Genomic DNA, 20,782 nt, shown 5'->3' on the forward strand with positions numbered 1-20,782 from the left:
AATATCGCTGTCACCGCTGCGCCTTCATGTCGGGCTGGAGCGCCCGGTCATCTCGCTGGCCATTTCGCTGGCATAGCTGTCGGTCATGCCGGCGATGAAGTCGATCATGCGCAGGAACGCCGCGTGCAGCGAGCCGTTCGGGTCGGGCGCGTTGTTGCCGATCAGGTCCAGTACGCGCCGGCTCTTGAATGACGGCGTACGCCCGCCGTGCTGCTCGAGCGCGGCACCACAGAAGGTATTGAGGAGGATTTCCAGGGTGGTGTAGGCGCCAATCTCGTGCAGGGTCTTGCGCTTGTCCTGGAAGATCTTCTTGCGCGCCATGTCCTTTGCTTGCAGCACACAACGTTGCGCCGGGCCGTGCATATGTTCGACCAGGTCGCCCGGCAGCCGACCGGCCAGCAGCGCATCCTGCTGCTCGACGAAGGCCAGGGCCGCTGCGTTGGTCAGGTGCTCGATGGCCTTGCCACGCAGGATCGCCAGCTTGCGCCGGCGCGAGTCGCGCGCACCGAGCTGGCGGTAGGTTTCCGGCAGGTCGTCGCCGACCAGGTCCAGCAGCAGCGCCTCGACTTCGGCGTACTGCAGCAGGTCCATTTCCAGGCCATCTTCCAGGTCGATGAGGGCATAGCAGATGTCGTCGGCGGCCTCCATCAGGTACACCAGCGGGTGGCGTGCCCAGCGCTGGTGTTCCAGCTGAGGTATGCCCAGCTTGGCGGCGATCTGCTCGAGCAGCGGCAGTTCGCTCTGGTAGCAGCCGAACTTGTGCTTCTTGTAGCCCAGTGCATCGGCGTGGCGGGAGGTCCAGGGATACTTGAGGTAAGCACCCAGGGTGGCGTAGGTCAGACGGGTGCCGCCGTCGAACTGGTGGTACTCCAGTTGCGTGAGCACGCGAAAGCCTTGGGCATTGCCTTCGAAGTTCAGAAAGTCCGCGCGCTGGTCGTCGCTCATGTCGTCCAGCCAGCCGCGCCCGGCAGCCTGCTGGAACCAGTGGCGGATGGCATCCTCGCCGGAATGCCCGAACGGCGGGTTGCCGATGTCATGGGCCAGGCACGCCGACTGCACGATCATGCCCAGGTCGCTGGGCTCGCACCAGTCGGGCAGGGCGCCGCGCAGCGTCTCGCCCACGCGCATGCCCAGCGAACGGCCCACGCAGCTGACTTCCAGCGAGTGGGTCAGGCGGGTGTGGATATGGTCGTTGCTGGTGACCGGGTGCACCTGCGTCTTGCGCCCCAGGCGGCGGAAGGCACCGGAGAAGATGATGCGGTCGTGGTCCTTGTGGAAGGGGCTGCGGCCCAGTTCCTCAGGGCTGTACAGGGCCTTGCCCAAGCGTTCGCGGGTCAGCAGGGTTTGCCATTCCAAGGCGCGGTCTCCGTCGTGTGGGTCGGCATAGCTTCCCGCGAGTGGCGCGCCCTTGCAAGGCGCGCCTGGCGCTTACGGGCGGCGCTCGGCCCCTATGAACAGGCGGATCAGTGGCACCAGGCGAGTGCCCAGGCGTAACAGGCGGGCCAGGTTGCCGCTGCGCACGCCTTTGCCGGTAAGAAAGCCCAGCGCCACCACGGCGCCCAGGCCCCACAGCGAGCCGTGCTTGACCCCCATGCCCTCGCCGAACGAGCTGCCCATGCCGCGCAGGCGGTGCAGCGGTTGAAGCACCTGCCCGGACTCGTGACGTATCTGCTGGCGGTGCATTTCCATGCGCAGGCGCAGCAAAGCCTTGCGCAGCTCCCGCGGGTTTCGCGTATCGGGTAGTTCCGGCAGGCTCATGGCAGCAGGCGCTCCCTGTCCTTGGCCAGCTCTTCGAGCGTGGCGGAAAATGGCGAGGATTCATCGAATACCGCTGCCTTGAGTTTCAGCCCGCAGTACAGCGCGGCGCAGCCGTAGAACAGGCACAGGCCGATGATGCCGGCCAGGCGGTAGCTGTCCCACAGCAGCACCAGCACCAACCCCGACAGGGCGGTCAGCAGCAGCAGGGCGAACACCAGGGCCAGGCCTGCGAACAGCAGCAGGCTCAGGGTGCGGGCTTTCTGCTCCTGTAGCTCGATGCCGAACAGCTCGATGTGACTGTGCAGCAGGCCCAGCACAGCCGCGCCCAGGCGCCTGCCAGAGGCGCCGGCGCCGATGGCGTCGTTGTCCATGGGCACTCCTCAGCGCTTGGCCAGCAGGCCGATCAACAGACCGACCCCAGCAGCAATGCCGATGGCCTGCCAGGGGTTTTCCTGCACGTACTGTTCGGCGCCGCCGAGGGCGGCCTGGCCGCGCTGGCGTAACGAGTCCTGGGTCAGTTGCAGGGTTTCGCGGGCCTGGGTGAGGCGCTCGTGGATCTGCTCACGCAGCTCATCCGCCTGGTCGCCTGCCAGGTTGGCCGTGTCGGCGAGCAGTTTTTCGGTGTCGCGGACCAGGGCCTGGAAGTCAGCCATCAAGATGTCCTGTGCAGTTTTTGCCGATTTGCTGGCCATGGGCCTCTCCCTGTGAGTGTGTGTGGCTATTTCGAGTGATCGGGCAGGCCGAAGGTTCAGCACGATGTGCTGGTACAGCCTTTGCTACGCCTTGAGGCGTAGCACCCGAGGGCGCGCCGAAAACGTGCGTGGCCCGGGCAAATACCGATAAACCTTAACCCAATCCACGACAAACCCAAGAAAAAACCACGCAGGCGCCGACCCGCTCACCTAAACGGGGCATGGGCCTGGCACCGATTCGGTGCATGGATGCCGGTACTTGAACTGTCATGGTGCCTTTTTGCAGGTCTGCCACTTCATGGAAAACATGCACAGCGCGATGGACTCCCTGGTCCACGGCTCCAATACTCTGTTCATCCTCATGGGGGCCATCCTGGTGCTGGCCATGCACGCCGGCTTCGCGTTCCTGGAAGTCGGCACCGTGCGCCACAAGAACCAGGTCAATGCCCTGTCGAAAATTCTCAGCGATTTCGCCATCTCGGCGCTGGTGTACTTCTTCATCGGCTACTGGATCGCCTACGGAGTGAGCTTTTTCCAGCCTGCCGCCGAACTTGCCACCGACCACGGCTATGCGCTGGTGAAATGCTTCTTTCTGCTGACCTTCGCGGCGGCCATTCCGGCGATCATCTCCGGCGGCATCGCCGAGCGCGCACGGTTTGCCCCGCAGTTGTGCGCTACGGCGTTGATCGTGGCGTTCATCTACCCGTTCTTCGAGGGCCTGGTGTGGAACGGCAACTTCGGTGTGCAGGCATGGTTGCAGGCACGCTTCGGTGCGCCGTTCCATGACTTTGCAGGCTCCGTGGTGGTGCATGCCATGGGCGGCTGGCTGGCACTGGCGGCGGTGCTGCTGCTGGGCGCCCGGCGCGGGCGCTATCGCGAGGGCCGGCTGGTAGCCTTTGCGCCATCGAGCATCCCGTTCCTGGCCCTGGGGTCGTGGATCCTGATCATCGGCTGGTTCGGCTTCAACGTGATGAGCGCGCAAACGCTGCAGGGCGTCAGCGGGCTGGTGGCGATCAATTCGCTGATGGCCATGGTGGGGGGCACCTTGTCGGCGCTGTGGGCCGGGCGCAACGACCCGGGCTTCTTGCACAACGGCCCGCTGGCCGGGCTGGTGGCGATCTGCGCCGGGTCCGACCTGATGCACCCGATCGGGGCGCTGGTCACCGGGTTGGTGGCCGGCGGGTTGTTCGTCTGGTGCTTCACTGCGGCGCAGAACCGCTGGAAGATCGACGATGTGCTCGGCGTATGGCCGTTGCATGGCCTGTGCGGGGTCTGGGGCGGCATCGCCTGCGGCGTGTTCGGCCAGGCAGCGTTGGGCGGCCTGGGTGGCGTCAGCCTGGCCAGCCAAGTGCTGGGTAGCCTGGCGGGTGTGCTTGTGGCGCTGGCTGGCGGCTTTGCCGTGTATGGCCTGATCCGTGCGGTACACGGCCTGCGCCTGAGCCACGAGCAGGAGTTCCAGGGCGCCGACCTGTCGCTGCACCGTATCGGCGCCACCAGCCAGGATTGACCCAGAGCAGATGCACGATGGGCGGGGCAGACCTAGAATAAGCATCTTTCATCATGCAATTTCGGGTTTGCCCATGCTCCCTGAATGCCAGTTGTTCGGTACCCTCGGGTGCCATCTGTGCGAAGTGGCTGAAGCCGTGCTCATGCCGTTGGTCGACCATGGTCTGTTGGTCGAGCTGGTCGACATAGCCGAAGACCAAGCGTTGTTCGAGCGCTACGGCCTGATCATCCCGGTACTGCGCCGCTGCGACAGCGGCGCCGAGCTGCATTGGCCGTTCGATGCCGAGCAGGTGGTAGCCTTTCTCGGTTGAGCCGCGCATTGACGCAGACAGGGCTGGCTCCGTATGCTGTATATAAATACAGTATCGAGGTGAAGCCATGCTCAATGTCGAGCAACTCAAGTACAGCATCAACCACATGGCCCCGGAGCGTGTGTGCGACGCCGTGCTGGAACTGCGCCTCGACGGCATCGTCACCGACGAGCAAACGCCCTTTGGCAAAGTGCATTTCAATACCTGCTTCGCCGAGATCGAGGCGCTGTTCCAGCGTGCCGGCTTTCATCGCCCGCTGGATGTGGTCGGCTACCAGGGCCTGAGCTACGCCCTGTTCGACCCCGCCCGCTGGGATGCGGTGCAGGTGCTGCGCTGGCTCAAGGCGCGTTGCGAGCCGGCCGGCGAGGCTGGTTGAGCCGCGCCAGACAGGGGATAATGCCCGGCCACCCCCGCCGAGCCTGATGATGACCACACCCTTCGACCCCGCCCGCCAGCAAGCCAGTACCGTATGCCTGCCGCCTGGGCAGTGGCGCACGGTGCTCGATTGCCTGTGCGACCACTTCAAGGCCATTGGCCGTGAGGTGTGGCTCGACCGTTTTGCCCGGGGCCGGGTGCTCGATGCCCAAGGGCAGGCAGTAGCCGCTGATCTGGCTTACCGCCCAGGCATGCGCTTGCACTATTTTCGCGAAGTGCCCAACGAAAAGCCGATCCCGGTGCAAGAAACCATCCTGCACATGGACGAGCACCTGGTGGTGGCCGACAAGCCGCATTTTCTGCCGGTGACACCGACTGGCGAGTACGTCGAGCACACCTTGCTGCGCCGCCTGATCCGCCGCCTGGACAACCCGCACCTGGTGCCACTGCATCGCATCGACCGGCACACTGCCGGGCTGGTGCTGTTCTCGGCCAACCCCGCAACCCGCGGCGCCTACCAGCGGCTGTTTCCCGAGCGACGCATCGACAAGCACTACCAGGCCATCGCCGCAGCTATGCCCCAACATGCCTTCCCGTTGGTGCACCGCAGCCGCCTGGTGCATGGCGAGCCGTTTTTCCGCATGCATGAGGTAGCGGGCGTCGACAACAGCGAAACCCATGCCTGCGTGCTGGAGAAAAACGGTGGCCTGTGGCGCTACGGCTTGTCGCCGGTGACCGGCAAGACGCACCAGTTGCGGGTGCACATGGCAGCGTTGGGGGCCGGGATCTGCAACGACCCGTTTTATCCCGAGCTTGTGGATGAGCAGGACGACTATGCGCGGCCATTGAAGCTGCTGGCGCAGAGCCTGCGCTTCGACGACCCGCTGACGGGGCAGGAACGGTATTTCGAGAGTCGGTTGACGCTGCAGTGGTAGTCAACCTGTAGCGGCCTGATCGCCAGCAAGCCGGCTCCTACATGTTGTAGGAGCCGGCTTGCTGGCGATGGCTTATCAGCGGTTGAAACGCTCCACCAGCGAGTACTGTGTGCCAGCAGTGCTGGTCAGCTCTTCACTGAGCAGCGCCGAGCGCTGGGCCTGGCCTGCAGTCTGGTCGGCCAGGTCGGCGATGGTGGCGATGTTGCGGCTGATTTCCTCGGCCACGGCAGTCTGCTCTTCGGTGGCGGCGGCAATCTGGGTGGCCATGTCGGTGATGTTGGCCACCGCCTCGCTGATACCCACCAGGGCCTGGTCGGCCTCCATGACCCGCTCCACGCCTTCCTGGGCCTGGCGGTGGCCGGTTTCCATGGTTTGCACCGCGTTGTTGGCGGTTTGCTGCAGCTTGGCGATCAGGTTGTGGATTTGCCCGGTGGACTCGGCGGTGCGCTGGGCCAACTGGCGTACCTCGTCGGCCACCACTGCAAAGCCGCGGCCCATCTCACCGGCACGGGCCGCTTCGATGGCGGCATTGAGCGCCAGCAGGTTGGTCTGGTCGGCAATGCCCTTGATCACGTCGACCACGCCGCCAATCTCGTCGCTGTCCTTGGCCAGCTGGGTGACGGTCAGGCCGGTTTCACCCACCGCCGCCGACAGGCGCTCGATGGCATCGCGGGTTTCGCCGGCGATGTTGCGGCCCTGACTGGTCAGGCGGTTGGCTTCCTGGGTAGCGTCGGCGGTGCGCTGCACATGGTTGGCCACTTCTTGCGTGGTGGCGGCCATCTGGTTGACGGCGGCAGCTACTTGCTCGGTTTCCACGCGCTGGCGCTCCAGGCCCGAGGAGCTCTGGTGGGCGAGGGTGTCGGACTGGCGGGCCTGGTCGCTGAGCTGCTCGGCGCTGTCCTGCAGGCGGGTCAGGCAGGTCTTCATGCGCGCGTCCTGGCTGAGCATGGCCATTTCCAGGCGTGCCTGCACTCCGCGGCTGTCAGTGTACATCTGCGCGATCAGCGGGTCGGAGGTGGTTTGTTCGGCCAGGCGTAGCAAGCGCTTGAGGCCGCGTTGCTGCCAGCCCAGGCCAAGCAGGCCCAGCGGCACCGACAGGCCGGCGGCCAGGGCGAAGCCCCAGGAGTGACCGAGCCAGTTACCGATCAGGAAACCGATCTGGCTGATGAGAATGAACGGCAGCCAGTCCTGCAGTACTGGCAGCCACTTGTCGCGGCGCGGTACCGCAGGCTTGCCCTGGTTGATGCGCTGGTACAGGCCTTCGGCACGCCGGATCTGTTCGGCGGTGGGTTTGACCCGCACCGACTCGTAGCCGACCACCTGGTTGTTGTCGAACACCGGGGTGACGTAGGCGTTCACCCAGTAATGGTCGCCCGACTTGCAGCGGTTCTTGACGATGCCCATCCACGGCAGGCCCTGCTTGAGGGTCTGCCACATGTGGGCGAACACCGCAGGCGGCACGTCGGGGTGGCGTACCAGGTTGTGCGCAGCGCCCGTGAGTTCCTCGCGGGAGAACCCGCTGATCTCGATGAAGGCATCGTTGCAGTAAGTGATCACGCCTTTGGCGTTGGTGGTGGAGATCAACCGCTGCTGGGCAGGGAAAGTCCGTTCTCTCTGGGTAATCGGCTGGTTGTTACGCATTGGCTGTTCAATCCGCAAGGCTTTCCACGGGTATCGGCAAGCCTCTGGTTTTGTTGAATGAATATTTGACCGGCATTGACCTGAAGCAAAGTGCCATCATCCTGCCTGCGCTAGATGAATGCCACCGTTTGCTGCAAGTTGCTGCAAATATTGCAAATTTTGTTATGAATCGTGACAGGTCCGATGATGACCGATTGTTCAGGCCGGGGCCAGCATCGGGTAGGTGAACAAGGTGAAATGCACCAGGTTGACGAACACGTGGCACCACACCGCCACCAGCAGCCCGCCATGGCGGTAGGCCAGGCCGTAGCCCAACCCTGCCAGGGTCGCCAGGTAGAACCACTGCCAGCCGAGGTGCAGGTGTGCCAGGCCAAACAGCACGGACGCGACACCCAGCGCCAGGCCTTCATGCTTGAACAGACGTTCCAGCCCGCCCTGGATGTAGCCGCGAAACAGCAACTCTTCGGTCAGGCTGACCAGCAGCAGGTTGTTTGCCAGCCACATCCACGCCACGTCCGGCCAGTTCGGTGCCCAGGCCACCAGCCCGAGTATCCAGGCGCTGCCCAGGCAGGCGATCAGCGTGATGGGGCGCAGCACGGCAAGGCTCAGCAACATGCCACGCGGGCGCAGCACGATCAGCCAGGGGCAGGCCAGCAGAATCCACAGGCCGATCAGCGGCTTGTCCAGGTTCAGGCTCATGGAATACGGCGTCGCACCGCGGCTGAGCACCACATTGTCGATGACCTTGCCGCTATGGAAGCCGGGCAGCCAGTGCAGGGCCAGGCCCAGGGCGACTACCAGGAACAGGCTGTGACCCAGCGCCTTTTGCCACAGCACGGCGCGTCGGGCCAGCATTGCAGAACCGCCGAGCGCAAGCAGCACGGGCAGGGCGCCCAGGCCGATCTCACCGTGTTTGAGTGCCAGGGCGTAGCCGAGGGTAAACAGAAATAGGGCTATCCAGTATGGCACGGGCATGACGGCTCCTTTTGCTGGGGCCAGGGCGATGCGATGGTGCTCGACATCGCCCAGGCAACCCGGAAGGTCCGCCATGCGAACCGCAGGAGGCGTATTAGGCGGCGATCAGTTGCCGAAGTACATAGTGCAAGATTCCCCCCGACTTGAAGTACTCCACCTCGTTGAGGGTATCGATGCGGCACAGCACTTCGACCTGTTGCCGGCTGCCATCTTCGCGGGTGATGCCCAGGGTCAGGCTCATGCCCGGGCGGATTTGCCCGGCGGACAGCCCCAGCACGTCAATGCGCTCCTTGCCGGTCAGGCCAAGGCGCTTGCGGTCGTCACCGGCCTTGAACTGCAGCGGCAGCACGCCCATGCCTACCAGGTTGGAGCGGTGGATGCGCTCGAAGCTCTCGGCCAGCACCGCCTTCACGCCCAGCAGGTTGGTGCCCTTGGCGGCCCAGTCGCGGCTGGACCCGGTGCCGTATTCCTGGCCGGCGATCACCACCAGCGGCGTGCCTGCCTGCTGGTAGCGCATGGCCGCGTCATAGATCGACAGCTTCTCGCCGCTGGGGATGTGCAGGGTATTGCCGCCTTCTTCGCCGCCGAGCATTTCGTTGCGGATGCGGATGTTGGCAAAAGTCCCGCGCATCATCACTTCGTGGTTGCCGCGCCGCGAGCCGTAGGAATTGAAGTCGCGTGGCTCTACGCCCTTTGCACGCAGGTAGCGCCCGGCCGGGCTGTCGGCCTTGATGTTGCCGGCGGGGGAGATGTGGTCGGTGGTCACCGAGTCGCCCAGCAGCGCGAGAACCTGCGCCCCCTGGATATCTTGAATGTGTGGCAGGGGGCCGGCGATGTCGTCGAAGAACGGTGGGTGCTGGATGTAGGTGGAGTCGTCCTGCCACACGTAGGTAGCAGCCTGCGGTACTTCGATGGCCTGCCATTGGGCGTCGCCTGCGAACACCTCGGCGTATTCCTTGTGGAACATGCCGGTGTCGACCTTGGCCACGGCTTCGGCGATTTCCTGCTGGCTGGGCCAGATATCCCGCAGGTACACAGGTTGGCCGTCCTTGCCGGTGCCCAACGCATCGGTTGCAAGGTTCGTGCGCACGGTCCCGGCCAGGGCATAGGCTACCACCAGCGGCGGCGAGGCTAGCCAGTTGGTCTTCACCAGCGGGTGCACCCGGCCCTCGAAATTGCGGTTGCCCGACAGTACCGAGGCGACGGTCAGGTCGGCATTGGCGATGGCTTTTTCAATGGCTTCGTCCAGGGGGCCGGAGTTACCGATGCAGGTGGTGCAGCCGTAGCCCACCAGGTCGAAGCCGAGCTGGTCGAGGTAGGGCGTCAGGCCCGCTGCCTGGAAGTATTCGGTGACCACCTTCGAGCCGGGGGCCAGCGAGGTCTTGACCCAGGGTTTGCGCTGCAGGCCCTTTTCCACGGCCTTTTTCGCCACCAGCCCGGCCGCCATCATCACGCTGGGGTTGGAGGTGTTGGTGCATGAGGTGATGGCGGCGATCACCACCGCGCCGTCACGCAGGGTGTGGCTCTGGCCCTCGTGGCTGTAGTCGATCTCGCCGGCCTGGTCGGCATTGCCCACCGCCACGCCGCCGCCGCCTTCGCTTTCCAGGCGGCCGACTTCCTTGGCCAGGGGTTTGGGTTGCAGTTCGATGAAGTGGTCGAAGGCCTGGCTGACCTGGCCCAGGGCGACCCGGTCCTGGGGCCGCTTGGGCCCGGCCAGGCTGGCCTCGACCTCGGCCATGTCCAGTGCCAGGCTGTCGCTGAACAGCGGCTCCTGGCCGGGCAGGCGCCACAGCCCCTGCTCCTTGCAATAGGCCTCGACCAGTTGCACGGTCTCATCGGGCCGGCCAGACAGGCGCAGGTAGTCGAGGGTCACTGCGTCCACCGGGAAGAAGCCGCAGGTGGCGCCGTATTCCGGGGCCATGTTGGCGATGGTGGCGCGGTCGGCCAGCGGCAAGTCGGCCAGGCCATCGCCGTAGAACTCTACGAACTTGCCCACCACGCCCTTCTTGCGCAGCATCTGCGTCACCGTCAGCACCAGGTCGGTGGCGGTGATGCCTTCGCGCAGCTTGCCGGTGAGCTTGAAGCCGATCACCTCGGGGATCAGCATCGACACCGGCTGGCCGAGCATGGCCGCCTCGGCCTCGATGCCGCCCACGCCCCAGCCGAGCACGCCCAGGCCATTGATCATGGTGGTGTGCGAGTCGGTGCCCACCAGGGTGTCGGGGAAGGCGTAGGTGCGGCCATCTTCTTCGCGGGTCCATACCGTGCGGCCGAGGTATTCGAGGTTGACCTGGTGGCAGATGCCGGTGCCTGGCGGTACCACGCGGAAGTTGTCGAACGCGCTCTGGCCCCAGCGCAGGAAGGCGTAGCGCTCGCCGTTGCGTTGCATCTCGATGTCGACGTTCTGGCCGAACGCCTGAGCGGTGCCGTAGCGGTCGACCATCACCGAGTGGTCGATCACCAGGTCTACCGGCGACAGCGGGTTGATCCGCTGCGGGTCGCCGCCGGCCTTTTGCATGGCCGCGCGCATGGCGGCCAGGTCGACCACCGCCGGCACGCCGGTGAAGTCCTGCATCAGCACCCGCGCCGGGCGGTACTGGATCTCGCGGTCCGAGCGCCGCTCGCCCAGCCAGGCGGCCAGGGCGCGCAGATCGTCGCCGCTGACGGTTTTGCCATCTTCACAGCGCAGCAGGTTTTCCAGCAGCACTTTCAGCGACATGGGCAGGCGCTGCAGGTCGCCCAGCTTGCCGGCCGCCTCGGTGAGGCTGAAGTAGTGGTAGGTGTGGCCTGCCACCTGGAGGGTCTTGAGGGTTTTCAGGCTATCGAGCGAGGGCATGAACAACTCCTTGTGCTCCGGTGGCCCCGGGATTACTGGTTGGCCGGTACCACCGCTTCGAATCGGCCCGCACGGCACGGACCTGTTTGAACGGTCAGGTTAGCCCCGTTTACCGGGCCTGACCCTTTTCTGGACCGGTGGGGCGTGTCGCAGGTTCCGATCTTCCTTTATCATTCGCCGCCCTGGCGCCGCCTGCGCCAGTGATGTGGAGTAAAAAATGAATACCCTGTTCATGCATTGCCGGCCCGGCTTCGAGGGCGAGGTCTGCGCCGAAATCAGCGAACATGCAGCCATTCTGGGGGTGCCCGGGTATGCCAAGGGCAAGCCGCAGAGTGCCTGCGCCGAATTCGTCTGCAGCGAGCCTGACGGCGCCGAACGGCTGATGCATGAGCGGCGTTTCGCTCAGCTGATCTTCCCGCGCCAGTGGGCGCGTGGCACTTATGTAGAACTGCCGGAAACCGACCGCATCAGCGTGCTGCTGGAACACCTGGCCGAGCTGCCGGTGTTTGGCAGTCTGTGGCTGGAGGTGCTCGACAGCAACGAAGGCAAGGAGCTGTCGACCTTTTGCCGCAAGTTCGAAGTGCCGCTGCGCAAGGCACTGGAAAAGGCCGGACGGCTGGTAGATGACGCCCGCCGCCCGCGCCTGCTGCTGAGCTTCATCAGTGGCCGCCGGGTGTTCGTCGGTATTGCCGAGGCCGACAATTCGGCGCTGTGGCCGATGGGTATCCCGCGCCTGAAATTCCCCCGCGAGGCGCCCAGCCGTTCCACGCTCAAGCTGGAAGAAGCCTGGCACCAGTTCATCCCGCGCGAGCAGTGGGAGCAGCGGCTGAACGATGACATGACCGGGGTCGATCTGGGTGCCTCCCCCGGCGGCTGGACCTACCAACTGGTCAAGCGCGGCATGCTGGTCACCGCCATCGACAACGGCCCGATGGCCGAGAGCCTGATGGACACCGGCCTGGTCACCCACCTGATGGCCGACGGGTTCACCTGGAAGCCCAAACAGACCGTGGACTGGATGGTCTGCGACATCGTCGAAAAGCCCGCGCGCACTGCATCGCTGATCGACACCTGGCTGGGTGAGGGGCTGTGCCGCGAGGCGGTGGTCAACCTCAAGCTGCCGATGAAGCAGCGCCACGCCGAGGTGCGCAAGCTGCTCGAGCGCATGGAAGAAGGCTTCAAGGCGCGCAAGGTGAAGGTGTCTATTGCCTGCAAGCAGCTGTATCACGACCGCGAGGAAGTGACCTGCCACCTGCGCCGGCTTGACTTGAAACCGCGCTGAGGCGGATCGCCTGTAGAAGCCGGCTCGCCGGCGATTGGGCTGCACAGCAGCCCCTGGGCGCCCCCCGACCGCCCCCACAATGAACCCCGAACCCAGCGGAGCCCCCATGACCGACTTCACCCATGACGCGATTCTCGACGCTACCGGCCTGAACTGCCCGGAGCCGGTGATGATGCTGCACAAGCACGTGCGCGAGCTGAGCGCAGGTGGCGTACTCAAGGTGATCGCCACCGACCCCTCGACCCGCCGCGACATCCCCAAGTTCTGCATCTTCCTTGGCCACGAGCTGCTCGGCCAGCAGGAAGAGGCCGGCACCTACCTGTACTGGATCCGCAAGAAGGCCGACTGAGCCGCCAGCGATCGCGCTACACTGCGCTCCCCAGACAGGAGAGCGCCATGCTGATAGTTGCCGACGAGAATATCCCGCTGCTCGATGCCTTCTTCGCCGGGTTCGGCGAAGTGCGCCGCTACCCCGGCCGGGCCATCGACGCCGCCTGCGTGAAGGACGCCGACGTGCTGCTGGTGCGTTCGGTGACCCGCGTGGACCGGCAGCTGCTGCAAGGCAGCCGGGTGCGTTTTGTCGGCACCTGCACCATCGGCACCGACCACCTCGACCTCGACTACTTTGCCCAGGCGCGCATCCAGTGGAGCAGCGCTCCCGGCTGCAATGCCCGTGGCGTGGTCGACTACGTACTGGGCAGCCTGCTGACCCTGGCAGAACTTGAGGGCGCCGACCTGAGCCGCAAGGTGTACGGCGTGGTCGGTGCCGGCGAGGTGGGTGGGCGCCTGGTGCGGGTGCTGCACGGTCTGGGCTGGAAAGTGCTGGTGTGCGACCCGGTACGCCAGGTGGCCGAAGGCGGCGACTTTGTCAGCCTCGACACACTGCTTGAGCAATGCGACGTGATCAGCCTGCACACCCCGCTGCAGCGCGGTGGCGAGCACCCCACCTGGCATCTGCTCGATGCGCAGCGCCTGGCGCGCCTGCGCCGTGGGGCCTGGCTGGTCAACGCCAGCCGTGGCCCGGTGGTGGACAACGCCGCCCTGCGTGCGCTGCTGCTGGCCCGTGAAGATGTGCACGCGGTGCTGGATGTGTGGGAGGGCGAGCCGCAGGTGGACCTGCACCTGGCTGACCTGTGCACCCTGGCCACCCCGCATATCGCCGGCTACAGCCTGGATGGCAAGCAGCGCGGTACCGCGCAGATCTACCAGGCGCTGTGCCGGGTGCTGGGCCGGCCGGCCACCGTGCAGCTGGCTGACCTGCTGCCGCCCCCGGCGCTGGCGCAGATCGAACTGCACGCCGAGGCCGACCCGGCCTGGGCGCTGGCCACCCTGTGCCGGGCGGTGTACGACCCGCGCCGTGACGATGCGGATTTTCGCCGCAGCTTGAGCGATGACCCGGCCGAGCAACGTGTGGCGTTCGACCAGTTGCGCAAGCATTACCCGGTACGCCGGGAAATCGAAGGGCTTGCCGTGCGCCTGCGTGGTGATGCGCCGCAGCTGGCGCAGGTGGTGAGTGCCCTGGGGGCGGTACTGGCCTGAGCACGCAGCCGTCAGGCCTGTGCTGTACCTGTAGCAGCCGGCTTGCCGGCGATAGTGCCAGGCCTGCAATCGAGCCAGCCGGCCACTTTTGCGCCGGGGCATAGGGCCTCATCGCCGGCAAGCCGGCTACAGGGTTAGCCCGATGCCCACAAAACCCAGGCAAATAAAAACCCGGCGCAAGCGCCGGGTCGCAAGGCATTCTGTGGTCAGCCCTTCTGGACTTTTTTCACCCGGCTCGCTTCGAGCTCTTTGCAGGCTTTCTGGATCATCTGCTCGGTGATCGGCACTTCGCGCCCCTGGGCGTCGATGATCGAACCGCACACTTGGGGTTGCGGGTGCTTGGTGGTGGTGTCGTTGCTGTGTTGCAAGCTCATGTCCTGTCTCCTCATCAGGTTCAAGCTCAAGGGTACTGCGGCGCCATGACTGGCCTGTGACAGCTCCCTGGCGGGCCGTGGCCGATACAGTCCACCAGAAAGCGCGGCAAAGCTCCAGCGGCCCATTAGAACGAATGAGCATAGGTGCCAGTGCTGGCGCGGCAGTCCTTTGATGCGACGTCCGCTGCCGGGCGCAGGTTCCGCCAGGGGCGACCAGTGGTAGGCTTGGCACTCTCCCCGCCAGATGCCGCCGCCATGCCCGACCCGGTTTCCCCCCGCCAACGCCGCGCCCTGCGCCTGAGTTGGCAGTTCATACGCCCGTATCGTCGCCAGGCCCTTTTGGCCTTGCTGGCGCTGGTGGTGACCGCCGCCATTACGCTGTCCATGGGCCAGGGCATCCGCCTGCTGGTCGACCAGGGCTTCATGACCGGCTCGGCGCACCAGCTCAACCAGACCATTGGCCTGTTCATGTTGCTGGTGCTGGCGTTGGCGGTAGGCACCTTCGCGCGCTTTTACCTGGTGTCGTGGATCGGCGAGCGTTGCGTGGCTGACATACGCCGCGCGGTATTCGACCATCTGCTGGGCCTGCACCCGGGTTTTTTCGAGGATAACCGCAGCTCGGAGATCCAGTCGCGGCTGACCGCCGACACCACGCTGCTGCAGTCGGTGATCGGATCGTCGTTGTCGATGTTCCTGCGCAACGCGCTGATGGTCGTCGGCGGGGTAGTCCTGCTGTTCGTCACCAACCCCAAGCTGACCGCCATCGTGGTGCTGGCCCTGCCGCTGGTGCTGGCGCCGATCCTGCTGTTTGGCCGGCGCGCGCGCAGCCTGTCGCGGCAAAGCCAGGACCGGGTAGCCGATGTGGGCAGCTACGTGGCCGAGACCCTGGGCCAGATCAAAACCGTGCAGGCCTACAACCACGAAGCGCGCGATCGCCTGTTGTTCGCCGATACCGTGGAGGCCGCGTTCGCGGTGGCGCGGCGGCGCATCACCCAGCGCGCCTGGCTGATCACCCTGGTGATCGTGCTGGTACTGGGGGCGGTGGCGGTGATGCTCTGGGTGGGTGGCACGGATGTGATCGCCGGGCGGATTTCCGGCGGCGAGCTTGCGGCATTCGTGTTCTACAGCCTGATCGTCGGCAGTGCCTTCGGCACCCTCAGCGAGGTGATCGGTGAGCTGCAACGCGCCGCAGGCGCCGCCGAACGCATCGCCGAATTGCTGGCAGCGCAGAGCGATATCCTGGCGCCGGCCACACCTTCGGCCATGGCCCGTGCCCGTGGCCAGATCGAGCTGCGCGATGTGCGCTTTGCCTACCCGTCGCGGCCTGGGGTGGCGGCCATCGATGGCTTGAGCCTGCTGGTACAGCCTGGCCAGACGGTGGCTCTGGTGGGCCCCTCAGGTGCCGGCAAGTCGACCCTGTTCGACCTGCTGCTGCGCTTTTACGACCCGCAGTCGGGCAGCATCCTGCTCGATGGCCAGGTAATCAGCGAGCTGGCGCCGGCGGTGCTGCGTGCCCAGTTCGCCCTGGTGGCCCAGCAGCCGGCGTTGTTTCGCGGCACGGTCGAGGCCAATATCCGCTACGGCCGCCCCGAGGCGAGCCTTGCCGAGGTCGAGTCCGCCGCGCGCAGCGCACATGCCCATGAGTTCATTGCGCAGTTGCCCCAGGGTTACCAGACGCCGCTGGGCGAGGGTGGGGCAGGGCTGTCCGGTGGCCAGCGCCAGCGCCTGGCGATTGCCCGGGCACTGCTGGTGGATGCGCCGATCTTGCTGCTGGACGAGGCCACCAGTGCGCTGGATGCGCAAAGCGAGCACCTGATTCAACAAGCGCTGCCGCAACTGATGGCCGGGCGTACCACCCTGGTGATCGCCCACCGCCTGGCCACGGTGCAGCACGCCGACCGCATCGCGGTGATCGACCAGGGGCGGTTGGTGGCGGTGGGTACGCACCGTCAGCTGATTGAAGAAAGCCCGCTGTACGCGCGGCTGGCGGCGTTGCAGTTCAACAGCGATATCGCCTGAATGGATTCACCCCTGGGGGCGGCAGCTACGGCGCCGTCGGCAGGGGCAGATTGCCTTCAGCCCGTAACAATTCTGTAGCAATTGCCTGAGAGTATCTGCCTCAGCTGTTGCGTATGTGCTCGACCTGGCTGCCTTCGAACGATGGCAGCTTTTTTTTGGCCTGCGAACGAGGACAAGGATGTCTTAGTCGGCGCTGCCTTGGCGCGTCGTTCCGTTAATTCCTTGTTCCGAGACCTGCGATGTTGCGTAAATCCCTTCGCGTACAAATTCTCACCCTGCTGGGCGGCAGCCTGGCGGCGATGTTGCTGATCGCTCTGGTGTGCTTTCAGTTTTTGTCTTCCAGCGTGCGAGGCTACGCCGAGCTGGTGGATGGGCCGCTGCGCGCCTCGCAGTTGATCGACGAGGCCAACCTGCAGTTCAAGATCCAGGTGCAGGAATGGAAAAACGTATTGCTGCGCGGCCGCCAGCCGGCCGAGCTGGACAAGTACTGGCAGCAGTTCCAGGCCCGCGAGCAGCAGGTGCAGCAGTTGCTTGGGCAGTTGGCCGACAACAGCAGCCCGGCGATGAAGGCGCCGCTGGAGCAACTGCGCGACAGCCACCGGCAACTGGGTTTGGCCTACGAGCGTGGGCGCCAGGCCTTCGTTGCCGCAGGCGGCGACCCGGTGGCGGGTGATGCCGCAGTCAAGGGCGTGGACCGCGCCGCCAGCGAGCAGATGAGCGCGCTGGTAGAGCAGTTGCGCGCCGATGCCCGTGGCCGCGCCGCAGACATCAGCGCCAACGCCGAGCGCACGGTGTGGCTGGGTGTGCTGGTGATGCTGGGGTCCGCACTGCTGGTGGGGGTGTTCAGCCTGTGGTTGGTGAACCGCAGCCTGGTGGAGCCGATTCGCCAGTTGATCGAGTACGTGGCCCAGCTCAGCCAGGGGCGCTTCGCTGCGCGTGTCGACAGCCGCCGCGAGGACGAACTGGGGCGCCTGGCGTTGGCCGCCAACACCTTGCGCGACTTTTTGGCTGACACCGTCGGCCGGCTCAAGGGCAATGCCGAGGAGCTGGAAAACGCCAGCGGCCAGCTGCGCAGCATCGCCGGCGACATGGCCAATGGCACCCACGACCAGTTCCAGCGTACCGACCAGGTGGCCACGGCCATGCACCAGATGTCGGCCACCGCGCAAGAGGTCGCACGCCATGCTGCCGAGGCTGCGCGGGCGGCGGATGACGCCGACCACAGTGCCCAGGCCGGCGAGCAGGTGATGCAGCAGACCATCGACATCATTGGTGTGGTCAACCGCGAAATTGCCGGCACTGCAGCGGTGATTCGTCACCTGGAGAGCGACAGCACGCGGATCGGCAAGGTGCTGGAGGTGATCCGCGGCATTGCCGAGCAAACCAACCTGCTGGCGCTGAACGCGGCCATCGAGGCGGCCCGGGCCGGCGAGGCCGGGCGTGGTTTTGCCGTGGTGGCTGACGAGGTGCGTAGCCTGGCCCAGCGCACGGCGGCGTCGATTGCCGAGATTCACCAGATTATCGAGGCGGTGCAGTCGGGGGCAGTGGAGGCGGTCAAGGCCATCGAGAGTGGCCAGCAGCGCAGCGAGGAGGGGGCCGAGCAGGTGCAGCAGGCGGGGCAGATGCTGCAGCGCATCACCACTGCTGTGGAGGCGATTCGCGACATGAACCGGCAGATTGCCACGGCGGCGGAAGAGCAGACCAGTGTGGCTGAGGATATTTCGCGGAACCTGATCGAGATTACCCGGATTGCCACGGCTAACCAGCAGGCGGTGCAGCATACCGAGCAGGCGGGGCAGCGGTTGCATGGGTTGTCGGGGCAATTGGGGGAAGTGACTGCTCGGTTGAGTGCTTGACTGTCTGTTGGTTAGTTGATTAGTTGGTTAGTTGGTTAGTTGGTTAGTTGGTTAGTTGGTTGGTTGGTTGGTTGGTTGGTTGGTTGGTTGGTTGGTTTTGAAAGAGGTATGCGCATTCATTATTTGTAGTGACGCTTATTCACCTTTCCGCCCTTACGGCGGGTAACTTTTTGAAGTCCGGAATGCCGGCCAATCAAAAGTCACCAAAAAATCCACGCTCCATTCATACGGCCCCTGCGCTTCGCTCCGGGGTTCCCTCACTCCGGGCTTGCTCCGGGGGTACGCGCCGACGGGCCGTCCCTGGCCCGATCGGCGCTCGACCGGCATCCATGCCGGTCGCCCCCCTACGCAATCCCTGCGTTCGGCCTCCTGAAGTCGCGAAGTTAGGGGCGGCGCCTGCACTGGCGCAGCTAACCGCTAGTTGCATTTGTGGGAACTCAGGATTGCAATCGCCGGCTTGCCGGCGATAGCGCCCGAACAAATAACAAATCAATAATAACTAAACCAATATCTCTGCTCTTGATCTGGCTCTTGATCTGGCTCTTGATCTGGTTGTTGATCTTGCTTCTAAGCGCGCGGTAGTTCAGACAACACAAATCGCGACTTCAGGAGGCCGAGCGTAGGGATTGCGTAGGAGGGCGACCGGCATGGATGCCGGTCGAGCGCCGATCGGGCCAGGGACGGCCCGTCGGCGCGTACCTCCGGAGCAAGCCCGGAGCGAGGGAACCCCCGAAGCGCAGCGTAGGGGGCCGGATGATGGGAGCAGGGATTTTTTGGTGACTTTTTGATCCTTCAAAAAGTTACCCGCCGTAAGGGCGGAAAGGTGCCGAAAAGCGCTCATCGTTAATGAATGCGCATACATCTCCTAAAGCAATCACCATGAACCCGGAACCGAACCCGGAACCGGAACCCAAGCGGGGGAATCCCGCCACCCCCCTCAACCCCATCCCCACCCCTGTGGCGGTTTGTCGCCATACCCCCCATCACCCCATCCCGTAAACCAAGGCCCCCAACCCGGTTGGCACGCTCTTCGCTATCGCAGCGCGCGATAACACCAACAACCGGAAAGCTCCAATGAAGAAAATCCTGCTGACGCTCCTCTGCCTGAGCGTCATCGGTTGCTCCAAACCCGAAGAACCCCAGAAAACCGTCGACGTGCTGCTGATCGGCGGCGGCATCATGAGTGCCAGCCTGGGCACCTACCTCACCGAGCTTGAGCCCGGCTGGAAGATGGATATCTACGAGCGCATGGACCAGGTCGCCGAGGAAAGCTCCAACGCCTGGAACAACGCCGGCACCGGCCATTCCGCGTTCTGCGAGCTGAACTACACCAGCGAAGGCAAGGACGGCAGCATCGACATCAGCAAGGCGGTCAACGTCAACGAACAGTTCGAGGTGTCCAAGCAGTTCTGGGCCTACCAGGTCGAGCAGGGCGTGCTGAGCAACCCGCGCTCGTTCATCAACAACGTGCCGCACATGAGCTTCGTCTGGGGTGAAGAGAACATCGCGTTCCTGCACAAGCGTGTTGCCGCCCTGCAGCACAGCCCGCTGTTCCGCGGCATGGAAATCTCCGAAGACCACGACCAGATCCGCAAGTGGGTGCCGCTGGTGATGGAAGGGCGTGACCCCGACCAGCGCGTGGCCGCCACTCGCATGGCCATCGGTACCGACGTGAACTTCGGCGAGATCACCCGCCAGCTGTTCGCCTCGATGACCCGCAACCCCAACGTCAAACTGCACCTGGGCCACGAAGTGCGCGACATCGTGCGTAACGACGATGGCAGCTGGAACGTGGTGGTGGCCGACCTTGCCAGTGGCCAGCAAAGCCAGGTCAAGGCCAAGTTCGTGTTCATCGGCGCCGGAGGTGGCGCGTTGAAGCTGCTGCAAAAGTCGGCCATCCCCGAAGCCGACGGCTATGCCGGCTTCCCGGTGGGCGGCCAGTTCCTGATGACCGACAACGCCGATACCGTTGCCCGGCACAAGGCCAAGCTGTACGGCAAAGCCTCGGTCGGCGCACCGCCGATGTCGGTGCCGCACCTCGACACCCGCATGATCGACGGCAAGCAGGTGCTGCTGTTCGGCCCGTTCGCGACCTTCTCCACCAGGTACCTCAAGCACGGTTCGCTGCTGGACATGTTCGCCTCGCTGACCCGCCACAACCTGAGCCCGATGCTGCATGCCGGCATCGACAACCTCGACCTCAGCACCTACCTGATGGGCCAGCTGATGCTCAGCTTCGACGACCGCATGGCGGCATTGCGCGAGTACTTCCCCAATGCGAAGAACGAAGACTGGCAACTGCTGCAGGCCGGCCAGCGCGTGCAGGTGATCAAGAAGGACGCAGAACACGGCGGCATCCTGCAGTTCGGCACCGAAGTGGTGGCCGCCCAGGACGGCAGCATCGCCGCGTTGCTGGGCGCCTCGCCCGGTGCTTCGACCGCAGCGCCAATCATGCTGACGGTGCTGGAGAAGACCTTCAAGGACCGTATCAAGACCCCTGAATGGCAGGCCAAGCTCAAGCAGATCGTGCCCACCTACGGGCAGAAGCTGAACGACGACCTGGCCTTGGCCAACAAGACCCGCGAGTGGAGCAGTGCGCGGTTGCAGTTGCTGTATGTGCCGGTGTTGCCGGAAGCGGCTGTGAGCCTGCAATAAGACTTTGCGGCAGGCACAAAAAAGCCCG

Annotated in this window: 18 protein-coding genes and 1 pseudogene; 11 read left to right on the plus strand and 8 right to left on the minus strand. The window is 64.9% G+C overall.

Annotation, left to right across the window (positions count from 1 at the left end; translation table 11 throughout):
* Positions 1–24: 24 nt before the first annotated feature.
* The 4 genes from KSS93_RS11695 to KSS93_RS11710 all read right to left on the minus strand — a co-directional run bounded on the left by KSS93_RS11695 (position 25) and on the right by KSS93_RS11710 (position 2,450).
* Positions 25–1,356, minus strand: a complete 1,332-nt coding sequence (locus tag KSS93_RS11695; RefSeq protein WP_217888393.1) for a deoxyguanosinetriphosphate triphosphohydrolase — start codon at positions 1,354–1,356, stop codon at positions 25–27.
* A gap of 72 nt (positions 1,357–1,428) precedes the next feature.
* The gene (locus tag KSS93_RS11700) at positions 1,429–1,758 is read right to left on the minus strand and encodes a hypothetical protein (RefSeq protein ID WP_217888394.1); all 330 of its coding nucleotides are present in this window, start codon (positions 1,756–1,758) and stop codon (positions 1,429–1,431) included.
* Positions 1,755–2,129 carry a phage holin family protein gene (locus tag KSS93_RS11705; protein ID WP_217888395.1) on the minus strand — a complete coding sequence of 125 codons (375 nt, stop codon included), beginning with the start codon at positions 2,127–2,129 and terminating at the stop codon, positions 1,755–1,757. Before KSS93_RS11705 ends, KSS93_RS11700 begins: the two co-directional genes overlap by 4 nt.
* A 9-nt stretch (positions 2,130–2,138) precedes the next feature.
* On the minus strand, positions 2,139–2,450 hold the full coding sequence (locus tag KSS93_RS11710; RefSeq protein ID WP_217888396.1) for an ElaB/YgaM/YqjD family protein: 312 nt from the start codon (positions 2,448–2,450) through the stop codon (positions 2,139–2,141).
* Positions 2,451–2,748: 298 nt separating this feature from the next.
* On the opposite strand from KSS93_RS11710, the gene KSS93_RS11715 reads away from it, so the two are divergent.
* The 4 genes from KSS93_RS11715 to KSS93_RS11730 all read left to right on the plus strand — a co-directional run bounded on the left by KSS93_RS11715 (position 2,749) and on the right by KSS93_RS11730 (position 5,577).
* A complete protein-coding gene (locus tag KSS93_RS11715) occupies positions 2,749–3,957 on the plus strand; it encodes an ammonium transporter (protein ID WP_217888397.1) in 1,209 nt (402 codons plus the stop codon).
* A 73-nt stretch (positions 3,958–4,030) separates the two neighbouring features.
* Positions 4,031–4,267, plus strand: a complete 237-nt coding sequence (locus tag KSS93_RS11720) for a glutaredoxin family protein (protein WP_217888398.1) — start codon at positions 4,031–4,033, stop codon at positions 4,265–4,267.
* 67 nt (positions 4,268–4,334) lie between these two features.
* On the plus strand, positions 4,335–4,643 hold the full coding sequence (locus tag KSS93_RS11725) for a transcriptional regulator (RefSeq protein ID WP_217842533.1): 309 nt from the start codon (positions 4,335–4,337) through the stop codon (positions 4,641–4,643).
* Positions 4,644–4,692: 49 nt separating this feature from the next.
* Complete coding sequence (locus KSS93_RS11730) at positions 4,693–5,577, plus strand: pseudouridine synthase (RefSeq protein ID WP_217888399.1); 885 nt, start codon at positions 4,693–4,695, stop codon at positions 5,575–5,577.
* A gap of 75 nt (positions 5,578–5,652) precedes the next feature.
* Here KSS93_RS11730 and KSS93_RS11735 read toward each other — a convergent pair whose 3' ends face one another.
* From KSS93_RS11735 to acnA, 3 genes are all read right to left on the minus strand, one after another.
* The gene (locus tag KSS93_RS11735) at positions 5,653–7,218 is read right to left on the minus strand and encodes a methyl-accepting chemotaxis protein (RefSeq protein ID WP_217888400.1); all 1,566 of its coding nucleotides are present in this window, start codon (positions 7,216–7,218) and stop codon (positions 5,653–5,655) included.
* 198 nt (positions 7,219–7,416) lie between these two features.
* Positions 7,417–8,193: a CPBP family intramembrane glutamic endopeptidase gene (locus KSS93_RS11740; RefSeq protein WP_217888401.1), complete on the minus strand. Its 777-nt coding sequence runs from the start codon at positions 8,191–8,193 to the stop codon at positions 7,417–7,419.
* Between the two features lie 94 nt (positions 8,194–8,287).
* A complete protein-coding gene (acnA, locus tag KSS93_RS11745; RefSeq protein ID WP_217888402.1) occupies positions 8,288–11,029 on the minus strand; it encodes an aconitate hydratase AcnA in 2,742 nt (913 codons plus the stop codon).
* A gap of 217 nt (positions 11,030–11,246) precedes the next feature.
* On the opposite strand from acnA, the gene rlmM reads away from it, so the two are divergent.
* The 3 genes from rlmM (at position 11,247) to pdxB (ending at position 13,850) form a co-directional block, all read left to right on the plus strand.
* Positions 11,247–12,311, plus strand: coding sequence for a 23S rRNA (cytidine(2498)-2'-O)-methyltransferase RlmM (gene rlmM / locus KSS93_RS11750; RefSeq protein WP_217888403.1), 1,065 nt, complete (start codon positions 11,247–11,249; stop codon positions 12,309–12,311).
* Between the two features lie 106 nt (positions 12,312–12,417).
* The gene (gene tusA, locus KSS93_RS11755) at positions 12,418–12,660 is read left to right on the plus strand and encodes a sulfurtransferase TusA (protein WP_217842539.1); all 243 of its coding nucleotides are present in this window, start codon (positions 12,418–12,420) and stop codon (positions 12,658–12,660) included.
* Positions 12,661–12,707: 47 nt separating this feature from the next.
* Positions 12,708–13,850, plus strand: a complete 1,143-nt coding sequence (pdxB, locus tag KSS93_RS11760) for a 4-phosphoerythronate dehydrogenase PdxB (RefSeq protein WP_217888404.1) — start codon at positions 12,708–12,710, stop codon at positions 13,848–13,850.
* 206 nt (positions 13,851–14,056) lie between these two features.
* Here pdxB and KSS93_RS11765 read toward each other — a convergent pair whose 3' ends face one another.
* Complete coding sequence (locus tag KSS93_RS11765; RefSeq protein WP_217888405.1) at positions 14,057–14,224, minus strand: PA1571 family protein; 168 nt, start codon at positions 14,222–14,224, stop codon at positions 14,057–14,059.
* 255 nt (positions 14,225–14,479) lie between these two features.
* Between KSS93_RS11765 and KSS93_RS11770 the strand changes: the two genes are divergently transcribed.
* The 4 genes and pseudogenes from KSS93_RS11770 (at position 14,480) to KSS93_RS11785 (ending at position 20,754) form a co-directional block, all read left to right on the plus strand.
* Entirely contained in the window at positions 14,480–16,243 is a 1,764-nt protein-coding gene (locus KSS93_RS11770) for an ABC transporter transmembrane domain-containing protein (protein WP_217888406.1), read from the plus strand.
* Positions 16,244–17,055: 812 nt separating this feature from the next.
* Positions 17,056–17,166: pseudogene (locus KSS93_RS26915) on the plus strand (hypothetical protein); the annotation flags it as partial.
* Between the two features lie 228 nt (positions 17,167–17,394).
* Positions 17,395–18,099, plus strand: coding sequence for a methyl-accepting chemotaxis protein (locus KSS93_RS26920; protein ID WP_369992142.1), 705 nt, complete (start codon positions 17,395–17,397; stop codon positions 18,097–18,099).
* A 1,074-nt stretch (positions 18,100–19,173) separates the two neighbouring features.
* Positions 19,174–20,754: a malate:quinone oxidoreductase gene (locus KSS93_RS11785; protein ID WP_217888408.1), complete on the plus strand. Its 1,581-nt coding sequence runs from the start codon at positions 19,174–19,176 to the stop codon at positions 20,752–20,754.
* The last annotated feature ends 28 nt before the right edge of the window (positions 20,755–20,782 follow it).

Origin of the sequence: Pseudomonas xanthosomatis, assembly GCF_019139835.1 — a bacterium.
In the GTDB taxonomy this organism is placed as follows: Bacteria; Pseudomonadota; Gammaproteobacteria; order Pseudomonadales; family Pseudomonadaceae; genus Aquipseudomonas; species Aquipseudomonas fakonensis.

Bases quoted from the DNA above. Each gene is read 5' to 3' on its own strand.
- KSS93_RS11700 (WP_217888394.1), bottom strand. From the start codon at position 1,758: ATGAGCCTGCCGGAACTACCCGATACGCGAAACCCGCGGGAGCTGCGC.
- KSS93_RS11705 (WP_217888395.1), bottom strand. From the start codon at position 2,129: ATGGACAACGACGCCATCGGCGCCGGCGCCTCTGGCAGGCGCCTGGGC.
- KSS93_RS11710 (WP_217888396.1), bottom strand. From the start codon at position 2,450: ATGGCCAGCAAATCGGCAAAAACTGCACAGGACATCTTGATGGCTGAC.
- KSS93_RS11715 (WP_217888397.1), top strand. From the start codon at position 2,749: ATGGAAAACATGCACAGCGCGATGGACTCCCTGGTCCACGGCTCCAAT.
- KSS93_RS11720 (WP_217888398.1), top strand. From the start codon at position 4,031: ATGCTCCCTGAATGCCAGTTGTTCGGTACCCTCGGGTGCCATCTGTGC.
- KSS93_RS11725 (WP_217842533.1), top strand. From the start codon at position 4,335: ATGCTCAATGTCGAGCAACTCAAGTACAGCATCAACCACATGGCCCCG.
- KSS93_RS11730 (WP_217888399.1), top strand. From the start codon at position 4,693: ATGACCACACCCTTCGACCCCGCCCGCCAGCAAGCCAGTACCGTATGC.
- KSS93_RS11735 (WP_217888400.1), bottom strand. From the start codon at position 7,218: ATGCGTAACAACCAGCCGATTACCCAGAGAGAACGGACTTTCCCTGCC.
- KSS93_RS11740 (WP_217888401.1), bottom strand. From the start codon at position 8,193: ATGCCCGTGCCATACTGGATAGCCCTATTTCTGTTTACCCTCGGCTAC.
- acnA (WP_217888402.1), bottom strand. From the start codon at position 11,029: ATGCCCTCGCTCGATAGCCTGAAAACCCTCAAGACCCTCCAGGTGGCA.
- rlmM (WP_217888403.1), top strand. From the start codon at position 11,247: ATGAATACCCTGTTCATGCATTGCCGGCCCGGCTTCGAGGGCGAGGTC.
- tusA (WP_217842539.1), top strand. From the start codon at position 12,418: ATGACCGACTTCACCCATGACGCGATTCTCGACGCTACCGGCCTGAAC.
- pdxB (WP_217888404.1), top strand. From the start codon at position 12,708: ATGCTGATAGTTGCCGACGAGAATATCCCGCTGCTCGATGCCTTCTTC.
- KSS93_RS11765 (WP_217888405.1), bottom strand. From the start codon at position 14,224: ATGAGCTTGCAACACAGCAACGACACCACCACCAAGCACCCGCAACCC.
- KSS93_RS11770 (WP_217888406.1), top strand. From the start codon at position 14,480: ATGCCCGACCCGGTTTCCCCCCGCCAACGCCGCGCCCTGCGCCTGAGT.
- KSS93_RS26920 (WP_369992142.1), top strand. From the start codon at position 17,395: ATGTCGGCCACCGCGCAAGAGGTCGCACGCCATGCTGCCGAGGCTGCG.
- KSS93_RS11785 (WP_217888408.1), top strand. From the start codon at position 19,174: ATGAAGAAAATCCTGCTGACGCTCCTCTGCCTGAGCGTCATCGGTTGC.